General features: G+C 68.2%; 15 protein-coding genes. 10 read left to right on the top strand and 5 right to left on the bottom strand.

All coding sequences use genetic code 11. The features are described from left to right. Positions 1-23 precede the first annotated feature (23 nt). Entirely contained in the window at positions 24-875 is an 852-nt protein-coding gene (locus MNR00_RS13635) for a LysR family transcriptional regulator (RefSeq protein ID WP_241926458.1), read from the bottom strand. A 71-nt stretch (positions 876-946) separates the two neighbouring features. Here MNR00_RS13635 and MNR00_RS13630 point away from each other — a divergent pair, with 71 nt between their 5' ends. The 5 genes from MNR00_RS13630 to MNR00_RS13610 all read left to right on the top strand — a co-directional run bounded on the left by MNR00_RS13630 (position 947) and on the right by MNR00_RS13610 (position 4,960). Then, complete coding sequence (locus MNR00_RS13630) at positions 947-1,417, top strand: carboxymuconolactone decarboxylase family protein (RefSeq protein ID WP_241926457.1); 471 nt, start codon at positions 947-949, stop codon at positions 1,415-1,417. Positions 1,418-1,526: 109 nt separating this feature from the next. Further along, positions 1,527-2,288: an ABC transporter ATP-binding protein gene (locus MNR00_RS13625; RefSeq protein ID WP_241926456.1), complete on the top strand. Its 762-nt coding sequence runs from the start codon at positions 1,527-1,529 to the stop codon at positions 2,286-2,288. Continuing rightward, positions 2,285-3,766 (top strand): ABC transporter permease, encoded by a 1,482-nt coding sequence (locus MNR00_RS13620; protein WP_241926455.1) that lies wholly within the window; start codon positions 2,285-2,287, stop codon positions 3,764-3,766. The genes MNR00_RS13625 and MNR00_RS13620 overlap by 4 nt, the downstream gene beginning before the upstream one ends. 47 nt (positions 3,767-3,813) lie before the next feature. Next, positions 3,814-4,473 (top strand): 2-phosphosulfolactate phosphatase, encoded by a 660-nt coding sequence (locus MNR00_RS13615; RefSeq protein ID WP_241926454.1) that lies wholly within the window; start codon positions 3,814-3,816, stop codon positions 4,471-4,473. Between the two features lie 46 nt (positions 4,474-4,519). Further along, a complete protein-coding gene (locus MNR00_RS13610) occupies positions 4,520-4,960 on the top strand; it encodes a DUF3054 domain-containing protein (RefSeq protein WP_241926453.1) in 441 nt (146 codons plus the stop codon). Positions 4,961-4,966: 6 nt separating this feature from the next. Here MNR00_RS13610 and MNR00_RS13605 read toward each other — a convergent pair whose 3' ends face one another. From MNR00_RS13605 to MNR00_RS13590, 4 genes are all read right to left on the bottom strand, one after another. Then, positions 4,967-5,455, bottom strand: a complete 489-nt coding sequence (locus MNR00_RS13605; RefSeq protein ID WP_241926452.1) for a SprT-like domain-containing protein — start codon at positions 5,453-5,455, stop codon at positions 4,967-4,969. A gap of 71 nt (positions 5,456-5,526) precedes the next feature. After that, positions 5,527-6,057 (bottom strand): hypothetical protein, encoded by a 531-nt coding sequence (locus MNR00_RS13600; protein WP_241926451.1) that lies wholly within the window; start codon positions 6,055-6,057, stop codon positions 5,527-5,529. Between the two features lie 107 nt (positions 6,058-6,164). Next, complete coding sequence (locus tag MNR00_RS13595; protein WP_241926450.1) at positions 6,165-7,034, bottom strand: fused MFS/spermidine synthase; 870 nt, start codon at positions 7,032-7,034, stop codon at positions 6,165-6,167. Between the two features lie 35 nt (positions 7,035-7,069). Beyond that, positions 7,070-8,287, bottom strand: coding sequence for an LCP family protein (locus MNR00_RS13590; protein ID WP_241926449.1), 1,218 nt, complete (start codon positions 8,285-8,287; stop codon positions 7,070-7,072). 194 nt (positions 8,288-8,481) lie between these two features. On the opposite strand from MNR00_RS13590, the gene MNR00_RS13585 reads away from it, so the two are divergent. The 5 genes from MNR00_RS13585 to MNR00_RS13565 all read left to right on the top strand — a co-directional run bounded on the left by MNR00_RS13585 (position 8,482) and on the right by MNR00_RS13565 (position 17,658). Continuing rightward, on the top strand, positions 8,482-10,161 hold the full coding sequence (locus tag MNR00_RS13585; RefSeq protein WP_241926448.1) for an ABC transporter substrate-binding protein: 1,680 nt from the start codon (positions 8,482-8,484) through the stop codon (positions 10,159-10,161). Between the two features lie 81 nt (positions 10,162-10,242). Then, on the top strand, positions 10,243-11,247 hold the full coding sequence (locus tag MNR00_RS13580) for an ABC transporter permease (RefSeq protein ID WP_241926447.1): 1,005 nt from the start codon (positions 10,243-10,245) through the stop codon (positions 11,245-11,247). Next, the gene (locus tag MNR00_RS13575; protein ID WP_241926446.1) at positions 11,247-12,233 is read left to right on the top strand and encodes an ABC transporter permease; all 987 of its coding nucleotides are present in this window, start codon (positions 11,247-11,249) and stop codon (positions 12,231-12,233) included. Before MNR00_RS13580 ends, MNR00_RS13575 begins: the two co-directional genes overlap by 1 nt. Further along, positions 12,230-13,939: an ABC transporter ATP-binding protein gene (locus MNR00_RS13570; RefSeq protein ID WP_241926445.1), complete on the top strand. Its 1,710-nt coding sequence runs from the start codon at positions 12,230-12,232 to the stop codon at positions 13,937-13,939. Before MNR00_RS13575 ends, MNR00_RS13570 begins: the two co-directional genes overlap by 4 nt. A 218-nt stretch (positions 13,940-14,157) precedes the next feature. Next, on the top strand, positions 14,158-17,658 hold the full coding sequence (locus tag MNR00_RS13565; RefSeq protein ID WP_241926444.1) for a DNA-directed RNA polymerase subunit beta: 3,501 nt from the start codon (positions 14,158-14,160) through the stop codon (positions 17,656-17,658). Positions 17,659-17,675: the final 17 nt, after the last annotated feature.

Genomic DNA, 17,675 nt, shown 5'->3' with positions numbered 1-17,675 from the left:
GGCGTCGGCGGGAGACTGCCGGCTCAGCCCGCCAGCAGCTCGCGCATCGCCGTGGCCGCACGCGTGGGGGAGTGCGGCCACGCGATCCCGAGTCGCGAGCGCACATCCGGCGCCGCGATCGGCACCGCCCGCACCTCGGTCCAGCGCCGGCGCGTGGCGTCGCTGACGATCCCGACACCGATGCCGCGCGCGGCGAGTCGCTCGACGAACCAGGGCGTCGAGACCTCCCAGCGCGGCGTGACCCCAGGCAGCAGCTCGGCCAGCGCCGAGCGGTCGCCGGTGCCGGTGGGCAGGGCGATGATGTCGACGCCGGAGAGTTCAGCGGGGCGGATGCTGGTGCGCGTCGCCCACGCGTGATCAGGGGCGACCACGGCGACCAGCGGGTCGTCGAAGATGGTCGCCGACTCGAGCCCGGCCGGCGGATGCTGCGCCCACGCCACCACCGCGATGTCGCACTCCCCGCGCCGCAGCTGCGCGGTGAGATGCTCGGACGTGCCCTCACGCAGCCTGATGTCGAGTCCAGGGTGCGCCGTGTGCAGCTCGCTCAGCGCGTCGAACAGTCGTGGCCAGGTGAGACCGGACACGACGCCGACGCGCAGCGTGCCCCGCAGCAGTCCGCGCAGATCTGCGGCGGTTGCAGGCACCTCGCCGATCGCCTGCAGAGCCGAGCGGATCACCGGCAGCATCCGCTCACCCTCTGCCGTCAGGGTTACTTGGCGCGCGCTTCGGTCGAACAGGGCGACACCCAGCTCGCGCTCCAGCTTCTTCACCTGCGTGCTCACGCCGGACTGACTCACCCGCACAGCCTCGGCGGCCGCGGTGAACGAGCCGGTGTCGACGACCGCGATGACGTAGCGCAGCTGATGGATTTCCATATTCAGAACAGATGATACTCATCGGCGTCAACTGTTGGACAGATGGGTGGCTGCAGTCGGATGCTGAAGACATGACCAACGATCAGCCAGTCCCCGTTCTTGTGCGTCTCGACATCGACACAGTCGCGCCGCACTTCGCGAAGGCGCTCGCCCACCTCGACAATGCGATGGTGCGCGAGCTGGATGCCGTGCGCTTCGACGCTCGGCTGCGCGAGCTCGTGCGCATGCGGGCCTCGCAGCTCAACGGTTGCAGCTACTGCGTCGAGCTGCACTCCACCGACGCGGTCAAGGCAGGTGACACGGCGGCGCGGATCGCCGCGGTCGCGGTCTGGCGAGAGTCCTCGCTGTTCACCGCCCGCGAGAGGGCGGCGCTCACCGTCACCGAGAGCATCACACGGGCATCCGAGACCCACGTGCCCGACGCGGACTGGGCCGCCGCCGCGCAGCTGTTCTCTCCCGAAGAGCTCGGCGCGCTCGTCGCGCTGATCGTCACGATCAACGCCTGGAACCTCGTGGGCGTATCGACGCACGCCTGGGTCTGAACGCGCGGGGTCGGATGACCATCACCCGGTGAGATCATCCTGGCGATGTACGCGGGATGCGCCGCCGGGGCGATGTGGCGGGGCACACCCCGCGAATAGCGTCGAAGGCATGGAGATCACCACCTCGGACCTCGGCCTCGCCGCCCGCGTCCAGAACCTCACCAAGTCATACGGCGCCGGGGATGCCGAAGTGCGTGCCCTCGATGGCATCAGCGTCGGCATCCGCCGTGGCCAGTTCACCGCCATCATGGGGCCGTCTGGCTCTGGCAAGTCCACGCTCATGCACATCATGGCCGGCCTCGACACCCCCACCTCAGGACGCGCATGGATCGGCGACACCGACATCACCGGCCTTGGCGACCTCGAGCTGACGATTCTGCGCCGCAGGCGCGTCGGCTTCATCTTTCAGGCGTTCAACCTCGTGCCGACGCTCGACGCGCTCGGCAACATCCTGCTGCCGTTCGAACTCGACGGGCGTCGGCCCAGCTCCATCGAACGGGCCCGCATCGACGGGCTCGTCGAAACCCTCGGTCTCAGCAGCCGGCTGACGCACCGCCCGCATGAACTCTCCGGCGGGCAGCAGCAGCGCGTGGCGATCGCCCGCGCGCTGGCCACCGCCCCCGATCTCGTCTTCGCCGACGAGCCCACCGGCAACCTGGATTCCGCGACCGGTCGCGAGGTGCTGCAGCTGCTGGCCGCCGCCAGCCGAGAGCACGGCCAGTCGATCGCGATGGTCACGCATGACGCGATCGCCGCCAGCCATGCCGACCGGGTGCTGTTCCTCGGTGACGGGCGCATCGTCGCCGACCACCCGCAACAAAGCGCCGAGCAGATCTCGTCGTACATGCTCGCCGCCGAGGTGCCGGCATGACCGCCGTCGTCGGCGCGCCCCCTGTCGTCTCGCGGGTCGACCTTGAGCGGCCTCGGGCGCCACGACTCGGCTGGCTGCGCGAGCGGGGCATGGGGGCCAGCATCCTCGTCTCCGGACTCGCCGCCGCATTCGGCGTCATCCTCGTCGAGGTGACCGCCTACATCGGCTCGTTCCTGGTGGCCGATCCGTTCATCGGCGACAGCGAGACGCTCGCACTCGTGGTCGCGATCCTGTCGGTCCTGCTCACCGGGGTGGCGATGTACGTCGCCGCGATCGTCACGGCCAACACGTTCTCGACGATCATCGCCGGGCGCACCAGGCGCATCGCGCTGATGCGGCTGATCGGGGCCTCAGCGCGATCCCAGCGCTCCGAGGTCTCTGGGCAGGGGTTCGTCGTCGGCGTGATCGGCGCCGGAGCAGGACTCGTCATCGGGCTGGTGTCCGCGGGCGTCGGGATGCTGCTGGCGAACCGCTTCCTGCCCGGCGCCCCCGAACAGTTCAGCCTGGTGCAGCCGGCGCTGATGCTGCCGGTGGTCGGCGTCGCCCTGACCACGTGGCTTGCCGCCTGGATCGGCTCGCGCCGGGTTCTGACGGTCACCCCGCTGCAGGCGCTCGGCGGATCGGTCGAACGCGCACTCGACGACGTCGCCACCCGCCGGGGGCGCCACGTCGGCGCGCTGATCCTGCTGATCCTCGGTGCCGCGCTGCTGGCTTTCGGCGTCATGGTCGGGCTCGTCTCGCCGCTCGGCGTTGTGATCGCGTTCGCGGGCGGAGTGCTCTCGTTCACCGGGCTCGCCCTTGGCGCTGTGATGGTGATGCCGCCGGTGCTGCGCCTGGTCGGTCGCATGTTCGGCCGATCGGCGACGGCGCGCCTGGCCGCCGAGAACGCCCTGAGGTACCCGGAGCGCTCCAGCCGCATGGCGATCGGTGTGGTGATGGGTGTGACCCTGGTGACGATGTTCGCCGTCGCCCTGGAGTCGACGAAGGTGCTGCTCGGGCGCCAGCTCGACGACACCGCACAGGCGGAGGGGATGTTCGCCGTTCTCGACGGCTTCGCCGCGGTGATGATGGTGCTCGTCGCCGTCTCGGGAGTGATCGCCGCCGTCGGCCTGGTGAATCTGCTGACGATCGGAGTCGTGCAGCGTCGGCGTGAGCTCGGCCTGCTGCGAGCGATCGGACTCACCGGCGGGCAGGTGCGCACGATGGTGCTGCTGGAAGCCGTGCACGTCACGGTCGCCGCGACACTGACCGGGCTGCTGCTCGGCATCGTCTACGGCTGGGTCGCTGCGCAGTCGCTGCTCGGCTCGGTGCCGGTGCTGCCCGACTTCGAGCCGGCCGGGTTCGTGTATCCGGCCGTGCCGTGGCTGCCAGTGGCCATCATCGTGGCATCCACCGCCGTCCTCACCATCGTCGCCGCTGTCACCCCGACCCGGCTCGCGACCAGGGTCGCCCCGGTCGAGGCGCTCGCCGCCGACTGATCCGTTCCTGGGAGGGGTGGCGGACGCGGCGGAATTAGGCTGAGCGGATGCCGTTCACCCAGTCGTCGTACCAGGTCCGCTTCGAGTGGGGCGTCGACGGCCTCGCCAGACTCGAGCCCGCCGACGTCATCGTCGCGGTGGACGTGCTGCGGTTCTCATCGACGATGGCGGATGCTGTCGCCGAGCAGCCCGTCGCGCTGGAGCGCGCACGGCTCTGGTCGACCAATGGCGCCGCCGTCGCCGCGGCCGCCTCACGCGTCGGCGCAGGGCCGGTGGTGCTGCTCGGCGGCATCCGGAACGCCGCGGCGACGGCGCGCGCCGTGATGACGCTGCAGGAGCGCAGAGGCGATCGCACCTCGGTCAGCGTCATCGCGGCGGGGGAGCTCACTTCGGAGAGCCGATTGCGCTTCGCAGTCGAGGATCAGCTCGGCGCAGGAGCGGTCATCGCCGCACTGACCGATCTCGGCATCGACCACTCCTCGCCGGAGGCGGCGGCCGCCGCCGAGTCGTTCCGCGCGCTGCGCCGCGGACTGCGGCACCTGCTGATCGGCAGCGGGTCGGGTCGCGAGCTCGCAGACGGGGTGGTCTCGACGGATCGGATGCTGGCAGACGGCATCCGCCCTGCTGCAGTCGAGGAGTGCGCCGAGTTGGATGCCACCGACACCGTCCCCGTGCTGCGCGCCGGCACGTTCGAGCCGTTCGCCTGACCGCGCGCCGTCGACGCTCAGGCGGCGGTGCGCATAGGGTCGGAGCATGAGGTACCTCCCCGCGCTCATCGTCGACGCCGTCCTGGTGCTGATCTTCGCCGCCATCGGCCGCGCCTCGCACAACGAGGACCCGCTGGGCTTCCTCATCACGGCGTGGCCCTTCCTGGTGGCGCTCGTCGTCGGGCACCTGGTCGCCGCTCTCGTGCCGTCGCGTCCTCGGCGCCCGTGGTCGCTGGGCTGGGGGCTGATCGTGTGGGTCGTCACCGTGGCCGGTGGGATGCTGCTGCGCATCGCGAGCGGTGACACGGCCGAGACCCCGTTCATCATCGTCGCGACCCTCGTGCTCGGGGCGTTCCTGCTGGGTTGGCGCCTGATCGCGCTGCTGGTGCGCCGCTACCGCGTCCCGGCGGAGTCCGACGAGTCTGGCACGGACGATTCGGGTTCTGAGCCCGACCACACTGACAGCGACTCCGGCACGCCTTCCTGAACCCGATCAGCGCGGCAGCTGAGCGGCGCGTCGATCCGCCGCGGTGATCTCGCGGCGGCGCCACTCGAACAGGTAGCGGCGGTCGAAGCGCCGCGAGCACTTGGCGCAGGACGTCTCCCGTGCGGGGCGCCGATGCCGATAGGCGACATGCCCGGACGGGCACTGTCCGATCCACGGCGCCAGCTCGGTCGCAGTCTCTCCGTGGTGCGTCGTGCCGCCGATGTAGCCGAGGTCTCGCGCGACGCGCTTCCACTCCGGCCCGTGCGCGGCGGTGTGCCCTGCGATCGCGTGCGCCACTTCATGCAGCAGCGTCTGGTGGATCTCGTCATCGTCGAAGCGGGCAGCCAGATATCGCGAGACGGTGATGCGCTTGCGCTGGTAGTCGCACAGGCCGGCACGGCGCTTGGCATGGTCGAATTCGAACGTCCACGAGTCGTCGAGGTGCATGCTGATCAGCGCCTCGCCCCAGACCCGCACGCGCTTCAGATCGGCCATGAGATCAGATTAGAACCCCCGACCGACATCGGGCACCTCGGCTCGCGTGCGCTCGGGAACCGGCCAACCAGTCAGACCAGAACGCCGGGATTCGCGGCGCTGCGCCGCTCGGCGGCCTCGATGGCGCGCAGCGCCTTCTCGAGTTCGGTGTCGTCGGCGCCGGCGGAGCGGCGCAGGAACAGCGACTGCTTGAAGCTGGTGCGCGCCTCATCGAAGTCGCCGGCTTCGTAGGCGTTCTTGCCGTGGTGCTGGTAGGCGAACGCGGCGATGCCGGCCCAGCCCTGTCCCTCGGCCTCGTGCGCGCACGTGGTGAGCTCCTGCGCGGCGGCGGCGTGCGCACCGCGGTTCTGCAGCACGGTGGCGTGCAGCACGCGGGCCCGCAGCAGGTCCTTGCGGGTGCCTGCCATGCGCGCCTGGCGCACGGCTTCCTCTGCCAGCACCAGAGCCTCGTCGAGGCGATCGAGCACCTTCAGCAGCCACACGCGCTCCAGCAGCACGGGCAGGCTGCGCTGGTTCTCGATCTCTTCCAGGCGCATCAGGCACTCGCGCTGATCGACCAGTTCACGAAGCGTCTCGGGATCGTATCCCCGGATCAAATTCACGACGATGGCTCCTCTCCGCGACCGTCATCCCAGTCTGCCCCGCCGAGCCCCGAACGGGCTGAGGCACGCCCCGCAAACCCCAAGCCCAGCCCGCAGGAAGAGTCCGCTCAGCGCAGGAACAGTCCGGCATCCGGCCGCGGGGATGCCACCGCATCCGCGTCCGTCACGATCGCCGCTCCGCGGGCGAAGGCCGCGACCTCCTCGCCCTGGGCGATCTTGGCTGGGTGGGGGCCTGCGGCCAGCATCCTCGGCAGCCATTCGGTCGGCAGCGCCGTGGCCGACGCGACCAGCACGAGGTTGCCGAACCGGCGACCCTTCAGCACCTGCGTGTCGGCGAGCAGGGCCACCTCGGGGAACACGGTCGACACGGTCGCTACCTGCCGGCGTGCGAAGGCGAGGCCAGGTCCGTCGGCGACATTCACCAGCAGCACGCCGGTCGGGGCCAGCAGCGCGGCGATCTCGCGGTAGAACTCGAGACTGGTCAGATGCGCGGGCGTCTGCGCACCGGAGAACACGTCCGAGACGACGAGGTCGCAGTGGCCGGTCAGCGCCGGAGGCAGGCGGTGCAGCCCCTCTCGCGCGTCCCCGATGCGGATGCGGATGGCAGCTCCGCGCGGCAGCGGCAGGTGCTCGCGCACGAGCGTCACCAGCGGGCCCTCCAGCTCGATCACCTGCTGGCGGGATCCAGGTCTGGTCGCATCGATGTAGCGCGGGATCGTGAGGGCGCCCGCCCCCAGATGCACGACGCTGAGCGGGCTGGATGCGGCAGCGCCGAGCTGATCGATGACAGCGCCCATCCGCACGATGTACTCGAAGTGCAGGTGCGTCGGATCGTCGAGATCCACGTGCGACTGCGGGGTGCCGTCGACGATCAGCTCGAATCCGTTCGTGAACTCGGACGCGGCGATCTCGGCGACCCCACCGTGATCGAGCCGCACCTGCGGGTTCTCGATGTCGCGCCCGCGTGCTCTGCCCATGGAATCGAGCCTACTCAGCCCGCAGCCGACCCCGATCAGCCAGTGCAGGTCTCCTGGTTCAGGTCGACGCCACTGATCTGGTCGGAGAGCACTGTCTCGTCGGGCGTCGTCGATACGGACGGCGACGGCGAACCCGACGGCGTGGGCCCAGGCGTCGGAGACTCCTCTGCCGTCACCCCGCCGTGGTTGCTGGCCTTGCCTGTGATCTGCATCGACTGCCCGGCGATGATGGCCTCCCACATCGGCGCTGCCGCCGCCGTGTTCGGCACCACCCGTCCCGAGTCCGCCGGGTCATCCAGGGTGGGGTACTGCAGGAAGACGAAGTCCTCGAAAGGCACATCCTTCAGTGCGAGCGCCAGCTGCGCCATCCGCACCGGGTCGGCGAGCTTGTCGCTGGGGTCGACGTTGTCGGCGATCACACTGGCCAGCCGCATCACGGTGGGGATGTCGGTGAGCGTCTCGCTGCTGAGCACCTTCTTCGCCAGTCGCGACATGTACTGCTGCTGGTTCGAGATGCGCGCCAGGTCGCTGCCGTCGCCGATGCCCTTGCGCACGCGGATGAACTGCAGCGCTTCGTAGCCCGAGATCGTGCGGATGCCTGGCGGCCAGTCCAGGGCGGTCTCCTTGTCGTGCAGCCCGCCCTCGCCGATGCAGACCGGAACCCCGCCGATGGCATCGGTGATCTTCATCACCCCGTCGAAGCTCAGCTTCGCGGCGTACCCGATGGGCACATCGCTCAGTTCGGTCACGGTCTTGGCCACGCACGACAGCCCGGCGTGCTGGTAGACGCTGTTGATCGGCGCCTTGTCCATCGCGGATGCCACCGTGCCGTCCTCACGCGTGCATTCGGGCACCTCGAACATGAGGTCGCGCGGCAGCGAGACCACGGTCACCTTGCGGGGAGCCGCCGAGACGTGCACGAGCAGGTTCACATCGTTGCGGATGCCCTCCTCGCCGATGCAGCGCTCGCCGAGCTTCTCGGTGGACACGGCACCGCACTCGTCGGTGCCGACCAGGAGGATCGCGAACTCGCCCGGGTACTCGCCAAGCGACGGCGGCGCGACCGAGGGCGCATCCTCCAGCGTGACGGCGTCATCTGCCACCCGGCCGAACAGATCGAAGGCGATGAAGCCGACGACCGCGACGGCCGAGACGGTGAGCACGGCCAGCCCGATACCGAGCATCCGCAGCAGCGAGCCGGCCGCCGTCGGCGTGTGCTGCGGCGCGTGTCGGGCCAGGGGAGAGCGCGTCATGGGCACCGACACTACAGCGCTCGTCCCGGCGCGGCCTGGAAAGGGTCGTCGGATGCCCGTTGAAGCCGATACCGGATCGAGACCTCGCGGAGTTTGGAATCCGTTCTGGGCGTGGGTAGCGTCGGAGCATCACGTGTGCGGATGCAAGGCAGCATCCGGTCCACGCAATGACGCGTTCACAAGAGAGGTTCATCATGACCCACAGTCCCCTGCGCAGGCGAGGTCTCACCCTCGCCGCCGGCGCCGCTGTCGCAGCCATGCTGCTGACGGGCTGCGTCGCGAGCGAGCGCGATGACAGCAAGGGCGGCGACGCCGCCGCTGACGTCGACACGACGTTCGTGTTCGCCGCGTCGTCCGACCCTCAGGGCCTCGACCCGTCGGTCGCCCAGGACGGCGAGACCTTCCGGGTCTCCCGCCAGGTCTTCGAGGGCCTCGTCGGCACCAAGCCCGGCACCGCCGACCCCGCACCGCTGCTCGCGGAGAAGTGGGAGTCGTCCGAGGACGGCATGTCGCACACCTTCAACCTGAAGACGGGCGTGACCTTCCACGACGGCACGCCGTTCAACGCCGAGGCCGTGTGCTTCAACTTCGAGCGCTGGTACAACTGGACCGGCCTGCTGGCCTCCGAGGCCGTCGGCTACTACTACAACAAGCTCTTCAAGGGCTACTCGTCGAACGCCGCTGACGCCGTGTACAAGTCGTGCACGCCCGACGGCGATGACAAGGTCACGATCGAGCTGAACAAGCCGTTCGCCGGCTTCGTGGCATCCCTCTCCCTGCCCGCCTTCTCGATGCAGAGCCCCTCGGCGTTGCAGGAGTTCAAGGCGGACGAGGTCGGCGGCACCGCCGAAGCGCCCACGCTCTCCGAGTACGCCAAGGGTCACCCCGTCGGCACCGGTCCGTTCCAGTTCGACTCGTGGGCACCGGGTGAGAACGTCACCCTGAAGGCCTACGGCGACTACTGGGGCGAGCAGGGCCAGATCGAGGAGATCATCTTCCGCATCATCGGCGACCCGACCGCACGCCGCCAGGCCCTCGAGGCCGGCGACATCGACGGCTACGACCTGGTCGGCCCCGCCGACACCCAGGCGCTCGCCGACGACGGCTTCACGATGGTCCCTCGCGCACCGTTCACTATCCTCTACCTCGCCTTCAACCAGGCGGTCCCCGAGCTGCAGGACATCAAAGTCCGCCAGGCCCTGTCGTACGCGGTCGACAAGGACGCGCTGATCAAGCAGGTCCTGCCGGAGGGAACCGAGAAGGCCACGCAGTTCGTGCCGCCGGTGGTCAACGGCTACAACAAGGACGTCACCACCTACGACTACGACGCCGCCAAGGCGAAGTCGCTGCTCGAAGAGGCCGGCTACACGGCTGACAAGCCGCTCGCGCTGACGTTCAACTACCCCGTCAACGTCTCGCGCCCCTACATGCCGGACCCCGAGCAGATCTTCACCGTGCTGGCGAAGCAGCTCGAGGAGGTCGGCGTGAAGATCACGCCCCAGACCGACGCGTGGAGCCCTGACTACCTCGAGAAGATCACTGGAACGCCCAACCACGGCATCCACCTTCTCGGCTGGACCGGCGACTACAACGACACCGACAACTTCGTCGGCGTCTTCTTCGGACAGAAGAGCGCGGAGTGGGGCTTCGACAACCCCGAGCTGTTCAAGGCGCTGACGGATGCCCGTGGCGTCTCCAGCCTCGACGAGCAGACCCCGCTGTACGAGGAGATCAACGAGCAGGTCGCCGAGTTCATCCCCGGCGTGCCGATCGCTCACCCGGCACCGACGCTGGCGTTCAGCCCGCGTGTCAAGAGCTACCCTGCCAGCCCGGTGAACGACGAGGTCTTCACGGACATCGTCCTCACCAAGTAAGTCCACCCGCACGGCGGTCACGCGCCCTGAACCCCAAAAGGGATTCAGGGCGTGTGACCACCGCATTACCCGGAGACCTCTTTGCTGCGCACAATCGGCAAGCGGCTTCTGCTGCTCATCCCCACCCTTTTTGGCCTCAGCATCCTGCTGTTCGCCTGGGTCCGCGCTCTTCCCGGAGGGCCGGCCGTCGCCCTGCTCGGTGAGAAGGCGACCCCAGAGTCGATCGAGCGGATCAACGAGCTCTACGGCTTCAACCGCCCGCTGTACGAGCAGTACTTCACCTGGGTCGGTCGCCTGCTGCAGGGTGACTTCGGCTCGTCCATCGTCACGGGCCGCCCGGTGACGGAGGAGTTCTTCCGTCGCTTCCCTGCCACGATCGAGCTGAGCGTGCTGGCGCTGATCTTCGCGGTCGGCATCGGCGTGCCGCTCGGCTACTGGGCCGCCCGCAGGCACGGCAAGTTGACCGACCACAGCGCCGTGATCTTCAGCCTCATCGGCATCACGATCCCGGTGTTCTTCCTGGCGTTCATCCTGAAGTACATCTTCGCGGTCGAACTGGGCTGGCTGCCTTCGGACGGTCGGCAGAGCCCTCGAATAGATGCCACGCACGTCACCGGCTTCTACGTCTGGGACGGCATCATCACCGGTGAGCTCGATGCCGCCTGGGATGCCTTCGCCCACCTGATCCTGCCGGCAATCGCGCTGGGCACGATCCCGCTCGCGATCATCGTGCGCATCACCAGGGCCAGCGTGCTCGAGGTGCAGAACGCCGACTACGTGCGCACCGGCCGGGCCAAGGGTCTGGCCGCGCCGACGCTGCGCAACCGCTTCATCCTGCGCAATGCCATGCTCCCTGTCATCACGATCATCGGTCTGCAGACGGGCCTGCTGATCTCGGGTGCGGTGCTCACCGAGACGGTGTTCGCGTTCCCCGGCGTCGGCTCATTCCTGGCCACCTCGATCTTCGCGCGTGACTTCCCGGTGCTGCAGGGCTTCATCATCTTCATCGCCATCGCCTACGCGCTGATCAATCTGGCCGTCGACGTGTCGTACAGCGTGATCGATCCGAGAGTGAGGGTTCAGTGATGAGCGCAGTCCTCCCACCCGCTCAAGGGCCGAGCGCCCAGGGGCCGCAGGGCCCAGCAGGAACACCTGACAACGCTCCGGAGACGGTCGTCGTCGCGCAGGCGGCGCTGCACAAGAACGGCAGCTTCTGGAGCGACGTGTTCCGTCGCCTGCGGCACAACCCCACGGCGTGGATCGGTGCGGCGATCGTGTTCGCGTTCGTCGCCGTCGCGCTGTTGGCGCCGGTGCTCGCGCCGTACCCCGAGACGGCACTGCCCGGTGCGAAGTACATCACGCCCACGCACATTCCGGGGCCGGGTGAGCTGCCGCAGTTCCCGCTCGGCCTTGACCGCTTCGGCGGCGATGTGCTGTCCAAGCTGATCTGGGGCGCCCAGGCCTCGCTGCTGGTCGGCGTGGTCTCCACCGCCCTCGGCCTCGTCGGCGGCATGCTGCTGGGCCTGATCGCCGGCACCTTCGGCGGCTGGGTCGACACGACGATCATGCGCATCGTCGACATCATCCTTTCGGTGCCGAACCTGCTGCTGGCCGTGTCGATCGCCGCGATCCTCGGGCAGACGCCCTCGGCCGTGATGATCGCCATCGGTGCATCGCAGGTCCCGATCTTCGCGCGTCTGCTTCGGGCATCGATGCTGCAGCAGCGCACCAGCGAGTACGTGCTCTCGGCGCAGACGCTCGGTCTCGGCCGCGGCCGGATCACCATGTCGCACGTGCTGCCGAACGCCATCGGCCCGGTGATCGTGCAGGCGACGCTGACGCTCGCCACCGCCGTCATCGACGCCGCCGCACTCTCCTTCCTCGGACTCGGCGGCGGACGCCCCGAGACGGCCGAGTGGGGGCGGATGCTGACCTACGCGCAGAGTGAGCTGGCGATCGCCCCGTGGCTGGCGTTCTTCCCAGGCATCTGCATCGCCGTCACCGCGCTCGGCTTCACGCTGTTCGGTGAGGCGCTGCGCGAGGCGATGGACCCGAGGACACGAGCACGATGAAGGACGAGCAGAAGATGAACACGCAGCCGCTGCTGCAGGTCGCCGGCCTCGCCGTGGACTTCATGACCGTCGACGGCGTCGTGCACGCCGTCGAGGGTGTCGACCTCGAGATCGCCCCTGGCGAGACCGTCGCGATCGTCGGCGAGTCCGGCTCCGGCAAGTCCACCACCGCGATGGCCGTGATCGGCCTGCTGGCCTCGGGTGGCCGGGTTTCCGGCGGCAGCATCCGACTCGACGGACGCGAACTGGTCGGCGCCTCCGAGAGCGAGATGCGCAAGATCCGCGGACGCGACATCGGCATGGTCCCGCAGGACCCGATGTCGAACCTCAACCCCGTCGCGAAGATCGGCACGCAGGTGGCCGAGACGCTGCTCGCGCACGGTCTCGCCGATCGCGGCACCGTCAAGGCGAAGGTCGTCGAGGCGCTCTCCGCCGCCGGCCTTCCCGATCCGGAGCGCCGGGCCAAGCAGTACCCGCACGAGCTCTCGGGAGGGCTCCGCCAGCGCGCGCTGATCGCCATCGGCCTTGCCTGCCGGCCACGCCTGCTGATCGCCGACGAGCCCACCAGTGCGCTCGACGTCACGGTGCAGCAGACCATCCTCGATCAGCTCGACGAGATGACCCGTGAACTGGGCACCGCGGTGCTGCTGATCACGCACGACCTCGGCCTCGCCGCCGAGCGCGCTCAGCGCGTGGTCGTGATGCACCGGGGTCGGGTCGTCGAGCAGGGCGACGCGAGGCAGATCCTCGAGGACCCGCAGCATCCATACACGCAGAGCCTGGTCAATGCGGCGCCGTCGATCGCGGCGGCGCGTCTGCAGCCGGAGGTCTTCGAGGCGGGTGCGGATGCTGAGGGCGGCGCGCCCTTGGCATCCGACGCTCTGGCGTCCGACGCACTGGCATCCGACGTTCGGGCATCCGACAACATCGTCGAGATCGAGGGACTGCGCAAGGTGTACCCGGTGCGCGGCCAGTCAGACGACTTCGTCGCCGTCGCCGACGTCTCGCTCGCCATCCCGCGTGGCAAGACCGTCGCGATCGTGGGGGAGTCGGGCTCCGGCAAGACCACGACGGCGCGGATGCTGCTGAAGCTGATCGAGCCGACGGCCGGCAGCATCCGCTTCGAGGGCCAGGACATCGCGACGCTCGACAAGGCGCAGTCGCGCGCGTTCCGGCAGCGCGTGCAGCCGATCTTCCAGGATCCGTACTCGAGCCTGAACCCGATGTTCACGATCGGGCGACTGATCGGCGAACCGCTGGAGTTCTACAAGCGCGGCAGCAGGGCCGAGCGCCGGGCGCGGGTGCTGAAGCTGCTCGATGACGTCGCGCTGCCGGCATCCATGATGCAGCGCTACCCGTCCGAGCTCTCCGGAGGCCAGCGCCAGCGCGTCGCGATCGCGCGCGCCCTCGCGCTCTCGCCCGACCTCATCGTCTGCGACGAGCCGGTCTCAGCGCTGGACGTGCTCGTGCAGGACCAGATCCTCACGCTGCTCGGCGACCTGCAGAAGGAGTACGGACTCAGCTACCTGTTCATCTCGCACGATCTCGCCGTCGTGCGGTTGATCAGCGACTACGTGTGCGTCATGAAGGACGGCGCGCTCGTGGAGGCCGCCACCAGCGAGGAGATCTTCACGAATCCCCGCGACCCGTACACGCGCACGCTGCTGGCCTCGATCCCCGGGAACGAGCTGGGCATTGCGTCCTGAGAGCGGCGCGCGGCCCGAGCGGATGCCAATACCGCAGGTTCTCGAATTGGTCAAGGACTCTGCTTGCCATGTCGCGGTATCAGGGTTATAGTTAATAGTTGCGCTCGCTTCTCCATGCCCTCATATGGTGGTCGGCATGTTTCGAGTTAACGGGCGCACACTCCACTGACGTCTAGGAATCGACCAGCCCCTGCCCGGGGCTCACGGAGGTTACTCCCTTGGCTGCTGCTCGCAACGCATCCACATCCACCACCAACAAGAACGGCCGCGGAGTATCCCGCCTCTCGTTCGCCAAGATCTCCGACACGCTCGAGGTCCCCGACCTGCTGGCGCTGCAGACCGAGTCGTTCGGCTGGCTCGTCGGCAACGATGACTGGAAGGCGCGTGTCGCGGAGGCCAAAAAGGCCGGCCGCACCGACGTCTCCGAGGTCTCGGGTCTGGGTGAGATCTTCGAGGAGATCTCACCGATCGAGGATCTCGGCGAGACGATGCAGCTCTCGTTCACGAACCCGTACCTCGAGCCTGAGAAGTACTCGATCGACGAGTGCAAGGAGCGTGGCAAGACCTACGCCGCTCCGCTGTACGTCGAGGCCGAGTTCATGAACCACCTCACTGGTGAGATCAAGACTCAGACGGTCTTCATGGGCGACTTCCCGCTGCAGACCGGCAAGGGCACGTTCATCATCAACGGCTCCGAGCGCGTTGTCGTCTCGCAGCTGGTGCGCTCGCCCGGTGTCTACTTCGACAAGACGCCGGACAAGACGTCTGACAAGGACATCGTCACCGCTCGCGTCATCCCCAGCCGCGGTGCCTGGCTCGAGTTCGAGATCGACAAGCGCGACCAGGTCGGCGTGCGCATCGACCGCAAGCGCAAGCAGTCGGTCACGGTCTTCCTGAAGGCGCTTGGCATGACCAGCGAGGAGATCCTCGCCGAGTTCGCCGGCTTCCCGTCGATCGAGGAGACGCTGTCGAAGGACACGATCCTCACCCAGGAAGACGCACTGCGCGACATCTACCGCAAGCTGCGTCCGGGCGAGCAGGTCGCCGCTGAGGCTGCACGGTCGCTGCTGGACAACTTCTACTTCAACTCGAAGCGCTACGACCTGGCGAAGGTGGGTCGCTACAAGATCAACCAGAAGCTGGGCCTCGCAGCTCCCCTGACCGACTCGGTGCTGACCCGCGACGACATCGTCGCGACGATCAAGTACCTGGTGCGCGTGCACCGCGGTGACGAGACGTTCTCCGGCATCCGCTCGGGCAAGAAGGCCGAGATCCGGATCGCGACCGACGACATCGACAACTTCGGCAACCGCCGTATCCGCGCTGTCGGCGAGCTCATCCAGAACCAGGTCCGCACCGGTCTGTCCCGCATGGAGCGCGTCGTCCGCGAGCGCATGACCACGCAGGACATCGAGGCGATCACGCCGCAGACCCTGATCAACGTGCGCCCCGTCGTCGCCGCGATCAAGGAGTTCTTCGGAACGTCGCAGCTGTCGCAGTTCATGGACCAGAACAACCCGCTCGCGGGTCTGACCAACAAGCGTCGTCTGTCGGCACTCGGCCCCGGTGGTCTCTCGCGTGACCGCGCCGGCGTCGAGGTGCGTGACGTCCACCCGTCGCACTACGGCCGCATGTGCCCCATCGAGACCCCTGAAGGCCCGAACATCGGTCTGATCGGTGCGCTCGCGACCTTCGCGCGCATCAACTCGTTCGGCTTCATCGAGACCCCGTACCGCAAGGTCGAGGATGGCGCCGTCACCGAGCACATCGACTACCTCACGGCAGCCGAAGAGGTCGACTTCAACATCGCGCAGGCGAACGCGCCGCTCGACAAGAAGGGCCGCTTCACGGAGAGCCACGTGCTCGCCCGCCCCCGCGGCGGAAGCGGTGAGGTCGACCTGTTCCTGCCAGAGGAGATCGGCTACATCGACGTCTCCCCGCGCCAGATGGTGTCCGTGGCGACCTCGCTCGTGCCGTTCCTCGAGCACGACGACGCGCAGCGCGCACTGATGGGCGCCAACATGCAGCGCCAGGCTGTGCCGCTGCTGCGCTCGGACTCGCCGCTGGTCGGAACCGGTATGGAGGGCTACACGGCCATCGACGCCGGTGACGTGGTCACCGCCGCCAAGGCCGGTGTGGTCAGCGAGGTCTCGGCCGACAAGGTCGTGGTCATGCTCGACGAGGGCGGCACGCAGGAGTACCACCTGCGCAAGTTCGACCGCTCGAACCAGGGCACGTCCTACAACCAGCGTGTGATCGTCGGCGCCGGTGAGCGTGTGGAGGTCGGCGAGGTCATCGCTGACGGCCCCGCCACCGAGAACGGCGAGCTCGCGCTCGGCAAGAACCTGCTCGTCGCGTTCATGCCGTGGGAGGGTCACAACTTCGAGGACGCGATCATCCTCAGCCAGGAGCTGGTGAAGGACGACACCCTCTCGTCGATCCACATCGAGGAGTACGAGGTCGACGCCCGCGACACGAAGCTGGGCAAGGAGGAGATCACCCGTGACCTCCCCAACGTCAGCCCCGAGCTGCTGAAGGACCTCGACGAGCGCGGCATCATCCGCATCGGCGCCGAGGTTCGCCCCGGCGACATCCTCGTCGGCAAGGTCACGCCCAAGGGTGAGACCGAGCTCAGCGCCGAGGAGCGCCTGCTCCGCGCGATCTTCAACGAGAAGAGCCGTGAGGTTCGCGACACCTCGCTGAAGGTTCCGCACGGTGAGCAGGGCACGATCATCGCCGTCAAGGAGTTCAACGCCGAGGAGGGCGACGACGAGCTGGGCTCTGGCGTCAACCGCCGCGTCGTGGTCTACATCGCTCAGAAGCGCAAGATCACCGAGGGTGACAAGCTCGCCGGCCGTCACGGCAACAAGGGTGTCATCGCGAAGATCCTCCCCGTCGAGGACATGCCGTTCCTCTCGGACGGCACGCCGGTCGACGTCGTGCTGAACCCGCTCGGCATCCCGGGTCGAATGAACTTCGGTCAGGTGCTGGAGACCCACCTCGGGTGGATCGCCAAGCAGGGCTGGAAGATCGAGGGCACCCCCGAGTGGGCCGCCAAGCTGCCCGAGGAGGCGTTCGACGTCGCCCCGAACACCAAGGTCGCGACCCCGGTGTTCGACGGTGCCACCGAGCCCGAGATCGCAGGTCTGCTCGACTCGACGCGCGAGACCCGCGACGGCGTGCGCCTGATCGACCGCTCCGGCAAGACGCTGCTGTTCGACGGCCGCTCCGGTGAGCCGTTCCCGGCACCCGTCTCGGTCGGGTACATGTACATCCTCAAGCTGCACCACCTTGTCGACGACAAGATCCACGCACGCTCGACGGGTCCGTACTCGATGATCACCCAGCAGCCGCTTGGTGGTAAGGCGCAGTTCGGTGGACAGCGCTTCGGTGAGATGGAGGTGTGGGCCCTCGAGGCCTACGGCGCCGCCTACGCACTGCAGGAGCTGCTCACGATCAAGTCCGACGACATCCTCGGCCGCGTCAAGGTGTACGAGGCGATCGTCAAGGGCGAGAACATCCAGGAGCCCGGCATCCCCGAGTCCTTCAAGGTGCTCATGAAGGAGATGCAGTCGCTCTGCCTGAACGTCGAGGTGCTCTCGGCAGATGGCACTCCCGTCAACCTGCGAGACACCGACGACGAGGCCTTCCGCGCAGCGGAAGAGCTCGGCATCAACATCTCCAGCCGCTTCGAAGCCGCATCGATCGACGAGATCTGATCCGGCCCTTTCGATTA

The organism is Microbacterium sp. H1-D42 (assembly GCF_022637555.1).
GTDB lineage: Bacteria > Actinomycetota > Actinomycetes > Actinomycetales > Microbacteriaceae > Microbacterium.
The sequence above is the reverse complement of the archived record's forward strand: the minus strand, read 5'-3'. Positions and strand labels throughout refer to the sequence as shown.